14 protein-coding genes and 1 pseudogene are annotated in these 17,040 nt (G+C 65.5%); 10 read left to right on the plus strand and 5 right to left on the minus strand.

Annotation, left to right across the window (positions count from 1 at the left end; all coding sequences use genetic code 11):
• Positions 1-38: 38 nt before the first annotated feature.
• From hemW to rph, 4 genes and pseudogenes are all read right to left on the minus strand, one after another.
• Positions 39-1,196 carry a radical SAM family heme chaperone HemW gene (gene hemW / locus CG50_RS04010; RefSeq protein WP_036635437.1) on the minus strand — a complete coding sequence of 386 codons (1,158 nt, stop codon included), beginning with the start codon at positions 1,194-1,196 and terminating at the stop codon, positions 39-41.
• Entirely contained in the window at positions 1,193-1,585 is a 393-nt protein-coding gene (locus CG50_RS17405; RefSeq protein ID WP_245615600.1) for a RidA family protein, read from the minus strand. The genes hemW and CG50_RS17405 overlap by 4 nt, the downstream gene beginning before the upstream one ends.
• Positions 1,571-2,173 (minus strand): annotated as a pseudogene (gene rdgB / locus CG50_RS17280) (RdgB/HAM1 family non-canonical purine NTP pyrophosphatase); the annotation flags it as partial. The gene CG50_RS17405 and the pseudogene rdgB, both read right to left, overlap by 15 nt.
• Complete coding sequence (gene rph / locus CG50_RS04020) at positions 2,170-2,883, minus strand: ribonuclease PH (RefSeq protein WP_036635439.1); 714 nt, start codon at positions 2,881-2,883, stop codon at positions 2,170-2,172. The pseudogene rdgB and the gene rph, both read right to left, overlap by 4 nt.
• Positions 2,884-2,992: 109 nt before the next feature.
• Between rph and hrcA the strand changes: the two genes are divergently transcribed.
• On the plus strand, positions 2,993-4,060 hold the full coding sequence (gene hrcA / locus CG50_RS04025; RefSeq protein ID WP_036635442.1) for a heat-inducible transcriptional repressor HrcA: 1,068 nt from the start codon (positions 2,993-2,995) through the stop codon (positions 4,058-4,060).
• Positions 4,060-4,608 carry a nucleotide exchange factor GrpE gene (locus CG50_RS04030; protein WP_036635444.1) on the plus strand — a complete coding sequence of 183 codons (549 nt, stop codon included), beginning with the start codon at positions 4,060-4,062 and terminating at the stop codon, positions 4,606-4,608. Before hrcA ends, CG50_RS04030 begins: the two co-directional genes overlap by 1 nt.
• A gap of 134 nt (positions 4,609-4,742) precedes the next feature.
• Here CG50_RS04030 and mutS read toward each other — a convergent pair whose 3' ends face one another.
• Positions 4,743-7,418 (minus strand): DNA mismatch repair protein MutS, encoded by a 2,676-nt coding sequence (gene mutS, locus CG50_RS04035; protein ID WP_051909476.1) that lies wholly within the window; start codon positions 7,416-7,418, stop codon positions 4,743-4,745.
• Positions 7,419-7,525: 107 nt separating this feature from the next.
• Here mutS and CG50_RS04040 point away from each other — a divergent pair, with 107 nt between their 5' ends.
• The 8 genes from CG50_RS04040 (at position 7,526) to CG50_RS04075 (ending at position 16,795) form a co-directional block, all read left to right on the plus strand.
• A complete protein-coding gene (locus CG50_RS04040; protein ID WP_036635446.1) occupies positions 7,526-9,814 on the plus strand; it encodes an NADP-dependent malic enzyme in 2,289 nt (762 codons plus the stop codon).
• A 75-nt stretch (positions 9,815-9,889) separates the two neighbouring features.
• Positions 9,890-10,369, plus strand: coding sequence for a MarR family winged helix-turn-helix transcriptional regulator (locus tag CG50_RS04045; protein ID WP_081880269.1), 480 nt, complete (start codon positions 9,890-9,892; stop codon positions 10,367-10,369).
• A gap of 203 nt (positions 10,370-10,572) precedes the next feature.
• Positions 10,573-12,165 (plus strand): ABC transporter substrate-binding protein, encoded by a 1,593-nt coding sequence (locus CG50_RS04050; protein ID WP_081880270.1) that lies wholly within the window; start codon positions 10,573-10,575, stop codon positions 12,163-12,165.
• Positions 12,162-13,229 carry an ABC transporter permease gene (locus tag CG50_RS04055; protein WP_036635451.1) on the plus strand — a complete coding sequence of 356 codons (1,068 nt, stop codon included), beginning with the start codon at positions 12,162-12,164 and terminating at the stop codon, positions 13,227-13,229. The genes CG50_RS04050 and CG50_RS04055 overlap by 4 nt, the downstream gene beginning before the upstream one ends.
• Before the next feature lie 11 nt (positions 13,230-13,240).
• Positions 13,241-14,143 carry an ABC transporter permease gene (locus CG50_RS04060; RefSeq protein ID WP_036635454.1) on the plus strand — a complete coding sequence of 301 codons (903 nt, stop codon included), beginning with the start codon at positions 13,241-13,243 and terminating at the stop codon, positions 14,141-14,143.
• The gene (locus CG50_RS04065) at positions 14,140-14,976 is read left to right on the plus strand and encodes an ABC transporter ATP-binding protein (protein ID WP_036635457.1); all 837 of its coding nucleotides are present in this window, start codon (positions 14,140-14,142) and stop codon (positions 14,974-14,976) included. The genes CG50_RS04060 and CG50_RS04065 overlap by 4 nt, the downstream gene beginning before the upstream one ends.
• Positions 14,976-15,740, plus strand: a complete 765-nt coding sequence (locus tag CG50_RS04070; protein WP_036635459.1) for an ABC transporter ATP-binding protein — start codon at positions 14,976-14,978, stop codon at positions 15,738-15,740. The genes CG50_RS04065 and CG50_RS04070 overlap by 1 nt, the downstream gene beginning before the upstream one ends.
• Entirely contained in the window at positions 15,737-16,795 is a 1,059-nt protein-coding gene (locus CG50_RS04075; protein ID WP_036635460.1) for a dipeptidase, read from the plus strand. Before CG50_RS04070 ends, CG50_RS04075 begins: the two co-directional genes overlap by 4 nt.
• Positions 16,796-17,040: the final 245 nt, after the last annotated feature.

Consider the following 17,040-nt stretch of genomic DNA (forward strand, 5'->3'; position numbering starts at 1 on the left):
TATCGCCCATGGGGCGAGAGCCTGCGCCGTCTTTGGGGTCAGGGCATCAGTGCACGAATGATGCCGTTCAGCACGGCACGTCCTGATGCCGTAGCTTGAATTCGGTCGTTCCGCGGTTCCAGCAGACCCATGTCGATCAAATCGGCGATCTTGTCAGATGGCAGGCTCTCTCCGGACAGGTTCCGATACCGAAGCGGATCGATCCCCTCTGCCAGTCGCAGGCCAAATAGCAGAAACTCCACTGCTTGATCCTCGCGGGGGAGGGGATCGCGCAGGGATTCGCCATTGCCGTGCTGCTCGACCGCCTCAAGCCAGGCGCCGGGTGCTTTTGGTGCTTCGGTGGCATGACGGACGCCATTCAGTGTCAGCCGACCATGCGCCCCGGGTCCGATGCCTGCATAGTCGCCATAATGCCAGTAAACCAGGTTGTGCCGGCACTCCGATCCCGGGCGGGCGTGGTTCGACACCTCATAGGCCGATAGCCCTGCCTGATCGCAAATTTCTTGCGTTTTCAGATACATATCGGCCCCAGTGTCGTCATCCGGCAGCCCCGGCAGCTTGCCCACGGCGGCGCGACGGCCGAAGACCGTGCCATCCTCGATGGTCAGCTGGTAAAGCGAGAAATGATCGACCGCCATCGAGATCGCCTCGCGCAGTTCTCTTTCCCAACCGACAAGATCCTGATTCTGTCGGGCATAGATCAGATCGAAGCTGACGCGCTGGAACTGGGCCCGGGCGATGTCGAAGGCCTTGCGTCCCTCGGCCACCGTGTGCATTCGCCCCAACCGCCGCAGATCCTCGTCGTTCAGCGCCTGCATCCCCATCGAGATCCGGTTGACCCCGGCCTCGGCAAAGCCGCGGAACCGGCCGGCCTCGATGCTGGTCGGGTTCGCTTCGAGCGTGATTTCCAGATCGTTCGCCAGCGGCCAGGCGCGCCGCACCTTGTCGAGGATCGCGGCCACCAGTTCCGGGTTCATCAGGGAAGGGGTGCCGCCGCCGAAGAACACCGTGTTCAGGATCCGGCCGGGGGTTTCGGCGGCGATCCGGTCGATCTCGGCCAGGTAGGCGCGCTCCCAACGCTTCTGGTCGATCGAGGCGACGACGTGACTGTTGAAGTCGCAATAGGGGCATTTGGCGGCACAGAACGGCCAATGAAGATACAGGCCGAAGCCTCCGTGCCGCCAATCGTCGCTCATCCGCGGAACGCCGTCACTTCGATTTCGACTTTCATCGCCGGATTGACCAGATCGGCCACGATCATCATCGCCGCGGGCCGGATTTCTCCCAGGTATTCGGTCAGTGCAGGAGCGATTTCCTCGACGAGAGAGCCTGTCTTGATGACATAATTCGCCCGCACGATATCCTCCATCCGGAAGCCCGCGCCCTCCAGAACCGCCTTGATCGTGGCAAGGGCGTTCCGGGTCTGGGTCAGCGCGCTGTCCGGGAAGGTCTTGGTCGCGGGATCCGCCCCGGTCGTGCCGGCAACGAAGCACCAGTCTCCCTGAACCACGGCACGCGAATAGCCCAGAACCGGCTCGTAGCGCGAACCGCCGGAGATGTTCTGGCGCGAGGAGAAGCAGCTCACCAGCTTGCGGAACGCATTGGCGCGGTGGCTGATACGGTTCTTCTCGGCCGGGTCCATCTCGGCGAAGGTGATGTCGAAGCCGTCGGGCTGGAACATCGGGTCATAGCCGTGGCCCTGTGCGCCGCGCATCGGCCACACGAGCTGCCCTTCGATCTTGCCGTCGAACACTTCGTCATGCCCGTCGGGCCATGCGAGAACGAGGGTCGAGCGGAACCGCGCCGTCCGGGGCAGGGGCGCGGCGATCTTCTCGCAAGCCTCCCAGGTCTTCGTCATCGCCATGACGAAATCGCGCCCGTTCGGGGTTTCGGCCCAATCGGCGGTATAGACGCCCGGCGCACCGTCGAGCGCATCGACTTCTATCCCGCTGTCATCCGACAGCGCGGGCAGGCCGGTCGCCTTCGCGGCCGCATGGGCCTTGATGCGGGCATTGCCGACGAAGGTGGTTTCGGTCTCTGCGGGTTCCGGCAGATTGAAGTCAGAATTACTAAGAACTTCAATGCCATATGGCTTGAGAAGAGCCCGCATCTCGGCCAGTTTGCCCTTGTTGTGGGTGGCAAACAGCAGCTTCTTTCCTGTGAATTTTCTCATGCCAGCGCCGCCTTCTGTGCGGCGACCAGCTCGGCCACGCCGGCCTCGGCCAGGTCCATCAGCTGGTTCATCTGATCGCGGGTGAAGGTCGCGCCCTCGGCTGACATCTGAACTTCACACAGCTTGCCGCGCCCGGTCAGGATGAAATTGCCGTCCACCCCGGCCTCGCTGTCCTCGGCATAGTCCAGATCGCAGACCGCCTGACCGCCATAGATCCCGCAGGAGATCGCCGCCACATGATCGACGATCGGGTCCGAGACGATCAGCCCCGCCTTCATCAGCTTGTTCACCGCCAGCCGCAGCGCGACCCAGCCCCCGGTGATCGAGGCGCAGCGCGTCCCGCCATCGGCCTGGATCACGTCGCAATCGACCACGATCTGCCGTTCGCCAAGCGCCGAGCGGTCAATTCCCGCTCGCAGCGATCTGCCGATAAGACGCTGAATTTCTTGCGTTCTTCCGGACTGTTTGCCAATCGCCGCCTCGCGCTTGGTGCGCGAATTGGTGGCGCGCGGCAGCATCCCGTATTCCGCCGTCACCCAGCCAAGCCCCGTCCCCTTCAGGAAGGACGGCGCGCGATCTTCCAGCGTCGCGGTGCACAGCACATGCGTGTTGCCGACCTTGATGAGGCACGACCCTTCCGCGTGCATCGTCACGCCGGTCTCGATCGAGACCTTGCGGGGTTCGTTCAGCTGACGTCCAGAGGGGCGCATTGGTCAGTCCTTTCGCAGATTTCGTCTCATTTGAGGCGCCCGGGCCCGCAATGCAAGGGCGGATTGACCTCTCGCAACGGGGCGCTTTAATGCCCATATAGGGAGCGCCATGGACGACAAGAACCAGATCCTTTCCGAACTGAACGACCGCTCGCGCGAGGTGTTTCGCCGGGTGGTCGAGGGCTATCTCGAGACCGGCGATCCGGTCGGTTCGCGCACGCTGACGCGACAGCTGACCGAGAAGCTCTCGGCCGCGACGATCCGCAACGTGATGCAGGATCTCGAATACATGGGGTTGCTGGGCAGTCCGCATGTCTCGGCGGGGCGGGTGCCGACGCAGCTTGGCCTGCGGATGTTCGTCGATGGTTTCATGGAGGTGAGCGAGTTGCACGTCCGGGACCGGCAGGCGCTGGAGGCGACACTCGGCCCCACGGAACCCGATGTCGGATCGCTGCTCGACCGGGTGGGATCGGCGCTGTCGGGGCTGACCCATGGGGCGAGTCTCGTGCTCGCGCCCAAGCAGGAAGCGCCGATCCGGCATATCGAATTCGTCTCGCTGGCGCCTGATCGGGCGCTGGTGGTGCTGGTGCTGGCCGATGGACAGGTGGAGAACCGCGTGTTCACCCCGCCGCCGGGGCAGACGCCCTCCTCGATGCGGGAGGCGGCGAATTTCCTGAACGCGCTCGCCGAGGGCCGCACGCTGACCGAGCTGCGCTGCGAGATGGCGGCCGAGATCGCCGCCCGCCGGCAGGAGATCGACTCGCTTGCCGCGGCGCTGGTGGAAAGCGGTCTCGCGCAATGGGCCGACCGCGGTCAGCCCGACGAGCGGCTGATCGTGCGCGGTCAGTCGAACCTGCTCGACGGTGAGAAGGACCTCGACCGGATCCGGGTGCTGTTCGACGATCTGGAGCGCAAGCGCGACATCGCCGATTTCCTCGATCTGACCGAGGAAGGCGAGGGGGTGCGCATTTTTATCGGCTCGGAGAACAAGCTTTTTTCACTTTCGGGTTCCGCTGTCGTCGTCTCTCCCTATATGAACGCTGAACGCAAGATCATCGGAGCGGTCGGGGTCATCGGCCCGACGCGGCTGAACTATGGCCGGATCGTTCCGATCGTGGATTATACGGCGCAACTGGTCGGGCGGCTGCTGTCCGGCCCGGCGCAGAGGGTGAAGTGATGACCGAGAAGAAAGACGATATGCCCGAGGTTGAGGATCAGCTGAACGACCTGCCCGTCCCCGATGCCGGCGATGCCAGTGCCGAGATCGAGGCGCTGAAGGCCGAACGCGACGAGCTGCGCGACCGTTTCATGCGCGCTCTGGCCGATGCCGAGAACTCGCGCAAGCGCGCCGACCGCGACCGCCGCGAGGCCGAGCAATATGGCGGCTCGAAGCTGGCGCGCGACATGCTGCCGGTGTTCGATGCGCTCAAGCGCGCGCTGGAGCACGCGGGCGACGATGTGCGCACGGCCGCCCCGGCGCTGATCGAGGGCGTGGAGCTGACGCAGCGCGAGCTGATCAACGTGTTCAAGCGTCATGGGATCGAGCCGATCACCCCGGAGGTCGGCGACAAGTTCGACCCGCAGCAGCACGAGGCGATGTTCGAAGCCCCCGTGCCCGGCACCACGGCCGGTGACATCATCCAGGTGATGGACCACGGTTTCATGTTGCACGACCGTCTGCTGCGCCCCGCGAAGGTCGGTGTCAGCTCGACTCCGAAGGCCTGAGTTTCGATTGAGTTTCAGCCTGTTCCGGGCTGCCTGAGGGCGGTTTCGGGACGGGCGGCGGAAGGGGGCTCTGCCCCCTCCGCACGGGCCTTCGGCCCATGCACCCCCGGGATATTTGGAGAAAGCCGAAAGGCTCAGTCCGGCAAGAGCGCGCGCAATTCGTAAAGCGCGTCGAGCGCCTGGCGCGGGGTCAGCTCGTCGGGGTGGATGCCGCGCAGATGCTCTTCGAGCTTCGAGGGTTCGGGGACGGCCGTGGGGGCGGGCACGTTACAGGCGGCCGAGAACAGCGGCAGATCGTCGACCATCGCCTTGATCTTGCTGCCACCCGAGCGCTCGCCCTGTTCGAGGGCTTCGAGCACCACTTTCGCCCGGCTGACCACCGCGGCCGGAAGCCCGGCAAGGCGGGCCACCTGCACGCCATAGCTGCGATCGGCCGCGCCCTTGCGCACCTCGTGCAGGAAGATCACCTCGCCGTTCCATTCGCGCACGCTGACGGTGGCGTTCTCCACCCCGTCGAGCTTCTCGGCGAGCGAGGTCATCTCGTGGTAATGCGTGGCGAAGAGGGCGCGGCAGCGATTGCTGTCGTGGAGGTGTTCGAGTACCGCCCAAGCGATGGACAGCCCGTCATAGGTCGCCGTGCCGCGGCCGATTTCGTCGAGGATCACCAGTGCGCGGTCGTCGGCCTGATTGAGGATCGCGGCCGTTTCGACCATCTCGACCATGAAGGTGGAGCGGCCGCGCGCGAGGTCGTCGGCCGCGCCGACCCGGCTGAACAGCTGGCTGACGAGGCCGATATGGGCGCGCCGTGCGGGCACGAAGCTGCCCGCCTGTGCGAGCAGTGCGATCAGCGCGTTCTGCCGCAGGAAGGTCGATTTACCGGCCATGTTGGGGCCGGTGATCAGCCAGATCGCCGGGCTTGCCCCGGTGGTCAGGGCGCAGTCATTGGCGATGAACGGCTGACCAGAGCGGCGGAGTGCGGCCTCGACCACCGGGTGACGGCCGGCCTCGATCTCGAAGGCGCGGCTCGCGTCGACCTTCGGCTCAACCCAGTCCTGCGATCCGGCAAGGTCCGCGAAGGCGGCGTTCAGGTCGATCTCGGCCAGCGCGCGCGAGGCATCGCCGATCGGCCCGGCCTGATCGAGGATCGCCTGGCGCAGGCTGTCGTAGATGCGTTTCTCGATGTCGAGCGCGTGGGCGCCGGCGTTCAGGATGCGGGTTTCCAGCTCGCTCAGCTCAAGCGTGGTGAAGCGCACCTGGTTCGCCGTGGTCTGGCGGTGGATGAAGCGTTCCGACAGCGGCGGGGCGAGCATCTTCTCGGCATGGGTCGAGGTGGTCTCGATGAAATAGCCCAGGACGTTGTTATGCTTGATCTTCAGCGCGGCGACGCCGGTTTCCTCGGCGTAACGCGCCTGCATCCCGGCGATGACGCCGCGACCCTCGTCGCGCAGGCGGCGCGTCTCGTCGAGGTCTGCGTCATAGCCCGGCGCGACGAAACCGCCATCGCGGGCGAGAAGCGGGGGCTCGGCGACCAGCGCGGCATCGAGGAGCGCCGCCAGCGCCTCGTGCCCCGTCAACGCCTGTGCCGCACCTTCGAGCAGCGCGGGCGCGCCGACATCTGCCAGACGCTCAGCGATGCGGCTGGCCTGTTCCAGCCCGGTGCGGATCGCCACCATGTCGCGCGGCCCCGCCCGGTCGAGCGAAAGGCGCTGCAAGGCGCGGTCCATGTCCGGGGTGCGGCGCAGATCGGTGCGCAGATCCTCGCGCAGCCGGGGCTGATCGAGCAGGAACCGCACCGCGTCGTGACGCGCGCCGATCACCCGCAGATCGCGCGAGGGCGCGGCAAGGCGGCGCTCCAGCAGGCGCGCGCCGGCGGCCGTCACCGTGGTGTCGATGGCGTGCAGAAGCGACCCTTCGCGCCCGCCCGACAGCGCCTGCGTCAGCTCCAGATTGCGGCGCGTGGCGGCGTCGATCTGCACGATGGAGCCGGCTTCCTCGCGCGTCGGGCGGCGCAGCAGCGGCAGATGGCCCTTCTGCGTCAGGTCGAGATAATCGATGATCGCGCCCATCGCCGAGACTTCGGCGCGCGTGAACGACCCGAAGGCATCGAGGCTGTCGACGCGGTAAAGTGCGCACAGGCGCCGTTCGCTGCCCTGACTGTCGAAGCTCGCACGCGACAGGGGCGTGAGGGCGGCCTTGAGGTCCTGCACGATCGGGGCGCAATCGGCCTCGCGGCTGTCGGCGATCAGCACCTCGCGCGGGGTGAGGCGGGCAAGCTCCGGCGCCAGACGGCTCAGCGGGCAGGGCATCACCCGGAATTCGCCGGTCGAGATGTCGACCCAGGACAGTGCGCCCTCGCCCTGAACCTCGGACCAGGCGGCGAGGAAATTGTGCCGCCGCGCTTCGAGGAGGCTTTCCTCGGTCAGCGTGCCGGGGGTGACGAGGCGGATCACGTCGCGCTTCACCACGGATTTCGAGCCGCGCTTCTTCGCCTCGGCGGGGTCCTCCATCTGTTCGGCGATGGCGACGCGAAAGCCCTTGCGGATCAGCGTCAGAAGATAGCCTTCGGCGGCGAAGATCGGCACGCCGCACATCGGGATGTCCTCGCCCTCGTGCTTGCCGCGCTTGGTCAGCGCGATGTCGAGCGCAGCCGAGGCCGCGACCGCATCGTCGAAGAACATCTCGTAGAAATCGCCCATCCGGTAGAACAGCAGCGCCCCCGGATTGGCCGCCTTGATCGCCAGATATTGCGCCATCATCGGGGTGACGGGGGCGGGGGCTGTGGAAACGGTGGGGTCTATGGGTTCGGACATGGCTCTCTCGGATTTGGCGCGATCCTACAAATGCCGTCCGTCAGGTGCAAATCCATTGAGACCCGCGGCCCTCGCGACTAAGACCTTAACGATCGGAGGAGAATATCATGTCGAACAAGAACCGCGTCACGCGCGAGGAGGCGCTGGCCTATCATCTGGATCCGGTGCCGGGCAAATACGATATCGTGCCCTCGAAACCGATGGCGACGCAGCGCGATCTCAGCTTGGCCTACAGCCCGGGCGTGGCCGAACCCGTCAAGGCCATCGCCGAGGCCCCCGAGACCGCCTATGACTACACCGTCAAGGGCAACATGGTCGCGGTTGTGTCGAACGGCACGGCGATCCTCGGGCTGGGCAATCTGGGGGCGCTGGCCTCCAAGCCGGTGATGGAAGGCAAGGCGGTGCTGTTCAAGCGCTTCGCCGACGTGAACGCGGTCGATATCGAGCTCGATACCGAAGATCCGGACGAGATCATCAACGCGGTGAAGCTGATGGCGCCCTCGTTCGGTGGCATCAACCTCGAGGACATCAAGGCGCCCGAGTGCTTCATCATCGAGAGCCGGCTGAAGGAAATCTGCGATATTCCGGTGTTCCATGACGACCAGCACGGCACTGCGGTGATCTGCGCCGCCGGACTGCTGAACGCGCTCGAGATCAGCGGCAAGAAGATCGAGGACGTGCGGATCGTGCTGAACGGGGCGGGGGCGGCGGGGATCGCGTGCCTCGAACTCATCAAGGCGATGGGGGCGACGCCCGACAACTGCATGATGTGCGACACCAAGGGCGTGATCTGGCGCGGCCGGACCGAGGGCATGAACCAGTGGAAATCGGCCCACGCCGCCGAGACCGACGCCCGCACTCTGGCCGATGCGGTGCGGGGGGCGGATGTGTTCCTCGGTGTGTCGGCCAAGGGGGCGCTGACGCCCGATATGGTCGCGACGATGGCGCCGAATCCGGTGATCTTCGCGATGGCCAACCCCGATCCCGAGATCACCCCCGAAGAGGCCCATGCCGTGCGCCCGGATGCCATCGTGGCGACGGGCCGGTCGGATTATCCGAACCAGGTCAACAACGTGCTGTGCTTCCCCTATCTGTTCCGCGGTGCGCTGGACATTCAGGCGCGCGCGATCAACGACGAGATGAAGATCGCCTGTGCCCATGCGCTGGCCCGCCTCGCGCGCGAGGACGTGCCCGACGAGGTGGCCCTCGCCTATGGCCGCAAGCTGTCCTTCGGGCGCGATTACATCATCCCGGCGCCGTTCGATCCGCGGCTGATCCATGTGCTTCCGCCGGCGGTGGCGCGTGCGGGCATGGCGACGGGTGTCGCCCGCCGTCCGATCGCGGATCTGGAGGCCTATACCCTCAGCCTGAAGGCCCGGATGGACCCGACCGCGACGATCTTGCAAAAGATCCAGGGCCGGGCACGGCAGGCACAGGCGCGGATGATCTTCGCCGAGGGCGACGATCCGCGCGTGCTGCGCGCCGCGGTGCAATGGGTGCGCACCGGCATGGGGCAGTCGATCGTCGTCGGCCGCGAGGCCGATGTCCGCGAGAAGCTGGAGACCGCCGGGATCGGCGATGCCTATGACGAGATTCAGGTGGTGAACGCCGCCAACACCCGGCAGATCGAGGATTACAAGGCCTTCCTTTATGCCCGCCTTCAGCGTCAGGGCTATGACGCCGAGGATGTGCACAAGATGGCCACCCGCGACCGGCATGTCTTCGCCGCGCTGATGCTGGCGCATGGGCATGGCGACGGGCTGGTGACCGGGGCGACGCGCAAGTCGGCGCATATCCTCGAACGGATCAACACCGTGTTCGATGCCCGCCCGGCCGATGGTGCCGTCGGGATCACCGCGCTGTTGCACAAGAACCGGGTGGTGATGATCGGCGACACGCTGGTGCACGAATGGCCGAACGAGACCGACCTCGCCGATATTGCCGAGGCCGGCGCCCATGTCGCGCGGGAGCTGGGACTGGAGCCGCGCGTTGCCTTCGCCTCGTTCTCGACCTTCGGCTATCCGGTTTCGGAACGTGCGACCAAGATGGCGCTGGCGCCGAAGGTTCTCGATGCCCGCGGGGTCGATTTCGAATACGATGGCGAAATGACCGTGGATGTCGCGCTGAACATGGATCAGATGCGGCACTATCCGTTCTGCCGGCTGAGCGGGCCGGCGAACGTGCTGGTGGTGCCGGCGCGTCATGCCGCGTCGATCTCGGTCAAGCTGATGCAGGAGATGGCCGGCGCGCTGGTGATCGGCCCGATTCTGACGGGTGTCTCATCTCCGATACAGATTTGCTCGACGCGCTCGACTTCGGGAGATATTCTCAACATGGCAGCCATCGCCGCCTGTCGGATCGGGCAGCGAAAGTCACCTTTCAACCGGGCGGACTGATCGCCAGGGATTTTATTGAAACAGGCGTCCCCGGGGGTTTATGCTCCGGCGTCCGCACCGCAGATCGGATGTATCATGCACATGTATTTTCATTCGCAACCCTCGGAGGCCGATCCGGTGACGCAGCCGGCACCGGTCGCCCGGGATGCCATGTTCGATTCGATGCTCAACCTGATGCGGGTGTTACGCGAGCGCCTTGATCAGTCTGCGCAGGGGGTTGGTCTGACCTTCTCGCGCGGGCGGGTCGTGGCGGTTCTGTCGCGCATGGAGGGCACGACGCAGACCCAGCTCGCCCATGCCCTTCAGGTCGAGCCGCCGACACTGAAACGTCAGCTCGACGCGCTGGAGGCCGAGGGGCTGGTCGAGCGCCGCCCGATGGAAGGCGACAAGCGCAAGCGCGGTCTGTTCCTGACCGACCATGCCCGGGCGTGTTCTCTCGACACCATGGCGGCGACGATCCGCGAACAGGTGATGTCTGGCCTCGGTCCCGAGGAGCGCGAGACGCTGCGCCGCGGCTTCGATCATCTGGCCCACAACATCGAAGAGATGTCCTGACCCCGGTTCTCCGGGCCGTGGGGGCGGATATTTTCCGGAATAAGTGTTAAAAAATCAGCGCACGGGCTGCAGGCCTCATCACGCTTATTGTTTCGGCATCTGCCCATCTTGACAGCAGTGGGTGGGCTGGCCCTATCTTGCCCTCGCAATGACGTGACTTCCGCGATGACAGGCGGATGCATCCGACAGGAAAAGGGAAACAGATGATTCACCGATCCAAGTGGCTGGCCGCTGCGGCTTTCATCGCCTATCAGGCGTCCTTCGGTCTGCCGGCTCAGGCCGGGACCCCGCCCGACACGCTGGTCGCCGGCTGGGCGATCGACGACATGATCTCGCTCGATCCGGCCGAGGCGTTCGAGCTGAGCACCTCGGAATTCATCCACAACTCCTATGAAAAGCTGGTCAAATACGACCTGAAGGACGTCTCCAAGGTCTCGGGCGCCGTTGCCGAGAGCTGGACCGTCTCGGACGATGGCAAGACCATCAGCTTCAAGATCAGGCAGGGCCGCAAGTTCGCCTCGGGCAACCCGATCACCGCCGACGATGTGGTCTATTCGCTGACCCGCGCGGTGAAGATGGACAAGTCGCCCGCCTTCATCCTGAACCAGTTCGGCCTGACCAAGGACAATGTCGACCAGATGGTCGTCAAGACCGGCGATTACTCGGTCGATTTCAAGATGGATCAGCCCTACGCGCCGTCGTTCGTGCTGTATTGCCTGACCTCGACCGTCGGCTCGATCCTCGACAAGAAGCTGGTGCAGTCGCACGAGAAGGACGGCGATTTCGGCTACAACTGGCTGAAGACCAACTATGCCGGCTCGGGCCCGTTCACCATCCGCGAGTGGAAGGCGAACGATTCCGTCGTCATGGACCGCAACAAGAATTACTCGGGCGAAGCGCCGAAGATGAAGCGCCTGATCTTCCGCCACATCCCCGAAGCCTCGACCGAGCGGATCATGCTCGAGAAGGGTGACCTCGACATGGCGATGAAGCTCGGCCCGGACGAGATCGCCGCGGTGAAGGGCGAGAAGGGCATCAAGGTCGAGGCCGGCCAGATCGGCTATCTGTGGTATCTGGGCCTGAACCAGAAGAACCCGACCCTCGCCAAGCCCGAAGTGCGCGAGGCGATGAAATACCTCGTCGATTACAGCGCCATCGCCGATACGCTGATGAAGGGCTCGAAGACCGTGCATCAGGCGTTCCTGCCGCATGGCTTCCTCGGCGCGGTGGACGACACCCCCTACAGTCTGAACGTCGCCAAGGCGAAGGAGCTGCTGGCCAAGGCCGGTGTGCCGGACGGGTTCACCGTCACCATGGACGTGCGCAACAACCCCGACACCACGGCGATGGCCGAGGCGATCCAGGCCACGATGGCGCAGGCCGGCGTGAAGGTCGAGATCATCCCCGGCGACGGCAAGCAGACCCTGACCAAGTATCGCGCGCGTCAGCACGACATCTACATCGGTCCGTGGGGCCCGGATTATCAGGATCCGAACACCAACTCCTCGGCTTTCGCCGAGAACCCGGACAACGCGGACGGCGCTTCGGTCAAGTCGCTCGCCTGGCGCAACGCCTGGGACATCCCGGAGCTGACCAAGGAAAGCAAGGCTGCCGCGATGGAGCGTGACGCCGACAAGCGTGCCGCCGATTACGTCGAGCTGCAGAAGAAGGTCATGGCCGAGTCGCCCTTCGTTGTGATGTTCCAGGACAACCTGCAGATCGCCATGAGCGACAAGGTTGACGGCTTCATCCTCGGCCCGTCCTACAACGCCTACGAAGACGTCACCAAGAAATGACGGCTGCCACGATGACCGGCGGAGGGCGCATTCGCGCCCTCCGTCTTTTTCGCAAGACCGGCGGGTTGATCGTCTCGGTGGCGGTGACGCTGCTGGGGCTTTTGCTGGTTACCTTCCTGATCGGGCGCGTGGTGCCGGTGGACCCGGTTCTCGCCATGGTCGGCGACCGCGCCAGCCAGTCGACCTATGATGCCGCCTATCATCAGCTCGGCCTCGACAAGCCGCTGGTGGAACAGTTCCTGATCTACGTGAAGAACGTTCTGTCGGGCGATCTGGGCGAAAGCGTGCTGACCAAGAACCCGATCACCACCGACATTCGCACCGTGTTCCCGGCGACGCTGGAACTGGCGACCTTCGGGGTGCTGATCGGGACGCTCGTCGGAATTCCCCTCGGCATCTGGGCCGCGGTGCGCAAGGGCCGGCTGGCCGATCAGGCGGTGCGCGTGATCGGGCTGATCGGTTATTCGGCGCCGATCTTCTGGCTCGGTCTGATGGGGCTTTTGCTGTTCTACGCCAAACTTGGCTGGACGCCGGGGCCGGGGCGGATCGACGTCACCTATCAGTATGATCTTCCCGACGACGGCACGGGCTTCCTGCTGTACGATGCGGCGATGGCCGGCGAGTGGGAGGCGTTCTGGAACGTCGCCGCACATCTGGTGCTGCCGGCGTGTCTGCTCGGCTATTACTCGATGGCCTATATCAGCCGCATGACCCGCAGCTTCATGCTCAACGAGCTGGCGCAGGAATACATCATCACCGCCCGGGTGAAGGGCGCGCCGGAATGGCGCATCATCTGGGTCCATGCGCTGCGCAATGCCGCGGTGCCGCTGGTGACGGTGGTGGCGCTGTCCTACGCCGGGCTTCTGGAAGGCTCGGTGCTGACCGAGACGGTCTTCGCCTGGCCTGGCCTTGGCATGTATCTGACCAACAGCCTGCAAAACGCCGACATGCCGGCGGTTCTGGGCTGCACGCTGGTGATCGGCACGATCTTCGTCGCGATCAACCTGTTGTCCGACCTGCTTTACAACGTTCTCGACCCCCGTGTGCGGAGGCGCGGCAAATGAGCGACACTCCCATGACCCGTCGCGACTGGCTGCTGAGCGATCAGCCCGCCTCGCGCAATCAGGCCCGTCTGGGCCAGTTCTATCGCACCTGGCTGGCGTTCCGCTCGAACACCCTCGCCATGGTCGGTCTCGTCATCATCGGGGTGCTGGTGCTGACGGCGATCCTCGCGCCGCTGATCGCGCCTTACGATCCGCTGATCGGCGGCGATCTGCGCACCGAGCGGCTGCTTTCCCCCTCGCTGTCGCATCTGATGGGCACGGACGAGCAGGCGCGCGACATCTTCTCGCGCCTCGTCTGGGGCTCGCAGATCACGCTGGTGGTGGTCGCGCTGGTCGCGGTGATCGCGACGCCGCTCGGCATTCTGGTGGGCACGGTCGCGGGTTATTTCGGCGGCTGGGTCGACACGGTGCTGATGCGGGTGACGGATATCTTCCTCGCCTTCCCGCGGCTGGTGCTGGCGCTCGCCTTCGTCGCGGCGCTCGGGCCGGGGATCCAGAACGCCATCATCGCCATCGCCATCACCTCCTGGCCGCCCTATGCCCGCCTCGCGCGGGCCGAGACGCTGACCATCCGCGAAAGCGATTTCATCAACGCCGCGCGGCTTCAGGGCGCGTCCTCGGCGCGGATCATCTGGGGGCATGTGGTGCCGCTGTGCACTTCCTCGATCATCATCCGGGTGACGCTCGACATGGCGGGGATCATCCTGACGGCGGCGGGGCTCGGCTTCCTCGGCCTCGGCGCGCAGCCACCGCAGCCCGAATGGGGGGCGATGATCGCCTCGGGCCGGCGCTTCCTGATCGACCAGTGGTGGGTTGCGACGATGCCGGGTCTGGCGATCTTCGTGGTCTCGCTGGGTTTCAACTTCCTCGGAGACGGGTTGCGCGACGTGCTCGACCCGAAGGGGGACCGATGAGCGATACGCTTCTGAGCGTCGAGAACCTGCGCGTCACCTATCCCACCCGCAAGGGCCCGGCCGAGGTGGTGCGCGGCGTCAGCTTCACCCTCGGGCGCGAGCGGTTGGCGATCGTGGGCGAGTCCGGCTCCGGCAAGTCGCAGACCGGGCGCGCCATCCTCGGGCTGACGCCGAAACCGGGCATCGTGACGGCGGACAAGCTCAGCTTCGACGGCATCGACCTGCGCGGCGCCAAGCCCCGGCAATGGCGCGCGCTGCGCGGTGCGCGCATGTCGATGGTGATGCAGGATCCGAAGTTCAGCCTGAACCCGGTGATGACCGTCGGCGCGCAGATCATGGAGGCGCTGGCCTTCCACGGCCGCAGCTCGCGCGCCGAGAAGCGCGACCGCGCCCTCGCCATGCTTGAGGCGGTGCAGATCCGCGATCCGAAGCGCGTGTTCGACGCCTATCCGCACGAGATTTCGGGCGGCATGGGCCAGCGCGTGATGATCGCGATGATGCTGGTGGCCGAACCCGACCTGATGATCGCGGACGAGCCGACCTCGGCCCTCGACGTGACCGTTCAGGTCGAGGTGCTGCGCATCCTCGATCAGCTGGTCAGCGAGAAGGGCATGGGGCTGGTGTTCATCAGCCACGATCTGCGGCTGGTCTCGACCTTCTGCGACCGGGTTCTGGTGATGTATGCCGGCCGCGTCGTCGAGGAGCTGAAGGCCTCGGAGCTGCATCGGGCGCAACACCCTTACACCCGCGGGCTGATTTCGTGCCTGCCGGAAATCGACACCGACGTGCGGCCGCTGCCGACCCTCGACCGCGACGCAAGCTGGGCTTTGTGATGGGACTTCTCGACGTAATCAATCTGGACGTGATCTTCGGCGAGGCGCCGCAGCAGGTCCATGCCGTGAAGGGCGTCTCGTTCTCGGTCCGCGAGGGCGAGAGCTATGGCATCGTGGGCGAATCCGGCTCCGGCAAGTCGACGGTGCTGCGCGCGATCTGCGGTCTTGCCCCGGTTTCGGGCGGCGCGATCGAGCTTGGCGGCCGCGAAGTCGTCAGCCCGCGCGGGCGCGACTTCTACAAGACCGTGCAGATGGTGTTTCAGGATCCCTATGCCTCACTCCATCCGCGGCACACCATCGACCGGGTGCTGGCCGAGCCGCTCGCCATCCAGGGCTTCGACAACCGCGAGGAGCGCATCGAGCGCGCGCTGAGCGACGTGGGCCTCGGGCCGGGCTTCCGGTTCCGTTTCCCGCATCAGCTCTCGGGCGGGCAGCGTCAGCGCGTCGCGGTGGCGCGTGCGCTGATCCTCGAACCGAAGGTGCTGCTGCTCGACGAGCCGACCTCGGCTCTCGATGCCTCGATCCAGGCCGAGGTGCTCAATCTGCTCGACCGGCTGCGTGCCGAACGCGGGCTGACCTATGTCATGGTCTCGCACGATCTGGCGGTGGTGGCGCATATGTGCGACAGGCTTCTGGTGATGCAACACGGCCGTGCCGTCGAAGAACTCACGCGCGACGCGCTCCGCGCCCGGACGGCAACGACCGATTACACAAGGCAACTCCTCGCCGCGTCCGAGGGCTACAAACCGGCAGAACCGAAATGACCAACGTTCCCGTCTTCGACGGACATAACGACTTCCTGCTGCGGCTGCAGAAGCAGCCGGGCAACCGCGATACCATCTGGCTGAAGGGCGACGGCACCGGGCAGCTCGATCTGCCGCGGATGCAGGCGGGCGGCTTCGCGGGCGGTTTCTTCGCGGTCTGGTGCCCCTCGCCCGAGCATGAGGGTGACAGCCATTACGATGACGACTGGAAGAACCCGCCCTATGACGTGCCGCTGCCCGAGGCGCTGAGCCTCGAATATGCCCTGCCCATCGCGGTGGCCGAGATCGGCCACCTGATGTGGATGGAGCGCACCGGCACGCTGTCGATCTGCCGTTCGGTCGCCGATATCCGTCAGGCCATGGCCGAGGGCCGGATCGCCGCGATCCTGCACATGGAAGGCGCCGAGGCCATCGGCACCGACCTTGACGCGCTGCACGTGTGGCACGCGGCGGGTCTGCGCTCGCTCGGCCCGGTCTGGAGCCGCCCGACCGCCTTCGGTCACGGCGTGCCGTTCCGCTTCCCCTCCTCGCCCGATACCGGCGACGGGCTGACCGCTGCCGGCAAGGATCTGATCCGCGAATGCAACGCGCTGAAGATCATGGTCGATCTCAGCCATCTGAACGAGAAGGGCTTCAACGACGTCGCGGCGATCTCGGACGCGCCGCTGGTGGCGACGCATTCCAACGCGCACGCCGTCAGCCCTACGGCGCGCAACCTGACCGACCGTCAACTGCGGATGATCGCGGAATCGAACGGCATGGTCGGTCTGAACTACGCCTGTTCCTTCCTGCGTCCGGACGGCCGTCAGGATACCGATACCGGCTTCGACGTGATGCTGCGCCATCTGGATCACCTGATCTCGATCCTCGGCGAGGACCGGGTCGGCCTCGGTTCCGACTTCGACGGGGCCGAGATACCGGCGCCTCTGGGCGATGTGGCGGGCCTGCCGCGGCTGATCGAGGCGTTGCGCGCCCATGGTTACGGCGAAGCGCTGGTCGAGAAGCTCGGCTATCGCAACTGGCTGGCGCTGCTCGAACGCACCTGGGGCTGCTGAGCCGAGACACCATTTCAGCCGGGCCTTCGTGGCCCGGCTGACCTTTCGCCCCGCGAGGGCGCGCCGATCTTCCCCTGAACCCAACCGATCCTGGTCGCCCCGCTTGTCGCGGATGGCGACTTTTGTCGTGTGTATTTCGGCTCGAAGTTCCTGATTTTCGTCGATTTTGGCGCGATTTTGGCCCTCTGTTTCAAGAGATATGGCCGATGTTGTCATGCGTTGATGTGCAGGATCCGCGAAATTAG

The organism is Paenirhodobacter enshiensis (assembly GCF_000740785.1).
GTDB classification, from domain to species: domain Bacteria; phylum Pseudomonadota; class Alphaproteobacteria; order Rhodobacterales; family Rhodobacteraceae; genus Rhodobacter; species Rhodobacter enshiensis.

Coding starts and splice junctions, on each gene's coding strand:
- hemW (WP_036635437.1), bottom strand. CDS start 1,196: ATGAGCGACGATTGGCGGCACGGAGGCTTCGGCCTGTATCTTCATTGG.
- rph (WP_036635439.1), bottom strand. CDS start 2,883: ATGCGCCCCTCTGGACGTCAGCTGAACGAACCCCGCAAGGTCTCGATC.
- hrcA (WP_036635442.1), top strand. CDS start 2,993: ATGGACGACAAGAACCAGATCCTTTCCGAACTGAACGACCGCTCGCGC.
- CG50_RS04030 (WP_036635444.1), top strand. CDS start 4,060: ATGACCGAGAAGAAAGACGATATGCCCGAGGTTGAGGATCAGCTGAAC.
- mutS (WP_051909476.1), bottom strand. CDS start 7,418: ATGTCCGAACCCATAGACCCCACCGTTTCCACAGCCCCCGCCCCCGTC.
- CG50_RS04040 (WP_036635446.1), top strand. CDS start 7,526: ATGTCGAACAAGAACCGCGTCACGCGCGAGGAGGCGCTGGCCTATCAT.
- CG50_RS04045 (WP_081880269.1), top strand. CDS start 9,890: ATGCACATGTATTTTCATTCGCAACCCTCGGAGGCCGATCCGGTGACG.
- CG50_RS04050 (WP_081880270.1), top strand. CDS start 10,573: ATGATTCACCGATCCAAGTGGCTGGCCGCTGCGGCTTTCATCGCCTAT.
- CG50_RS04055 (WP_036635451.1), top strand. CDS start 12,162: ATGACGGCTGCCACGATGACCGGCGGAGGGCGCATTCGCGCCCTCCGT.
- CG50_RS04060 (WP_036635454.1), top strand. CDS start 13,241: ATGACCCGTCGCGACTGGCTGCTGAGCGATCAGCCCGCCTCGCGCAAT.
- CG50_RS04065 (WP_036635457.1), top strand. CDS start 14,140: ATGAGCGATACGCTTCTGAGCGTCGAGAACCTGCGCGTCACCTATCCC.
- CG50_RS04070 (WP_036635459.1), top strand. CDS start 14,976: ATGGGACTTCTCGACGTAATCAATCTGGACGTGATCTTCGGCGAGGCG.
- CG50_RS04075 (WP_036635460.1), top strand. CDS start 15,737: ATGACCAACGTTCCCGTCTTCGACGGACATAACGACTTCCTGCTGCGG.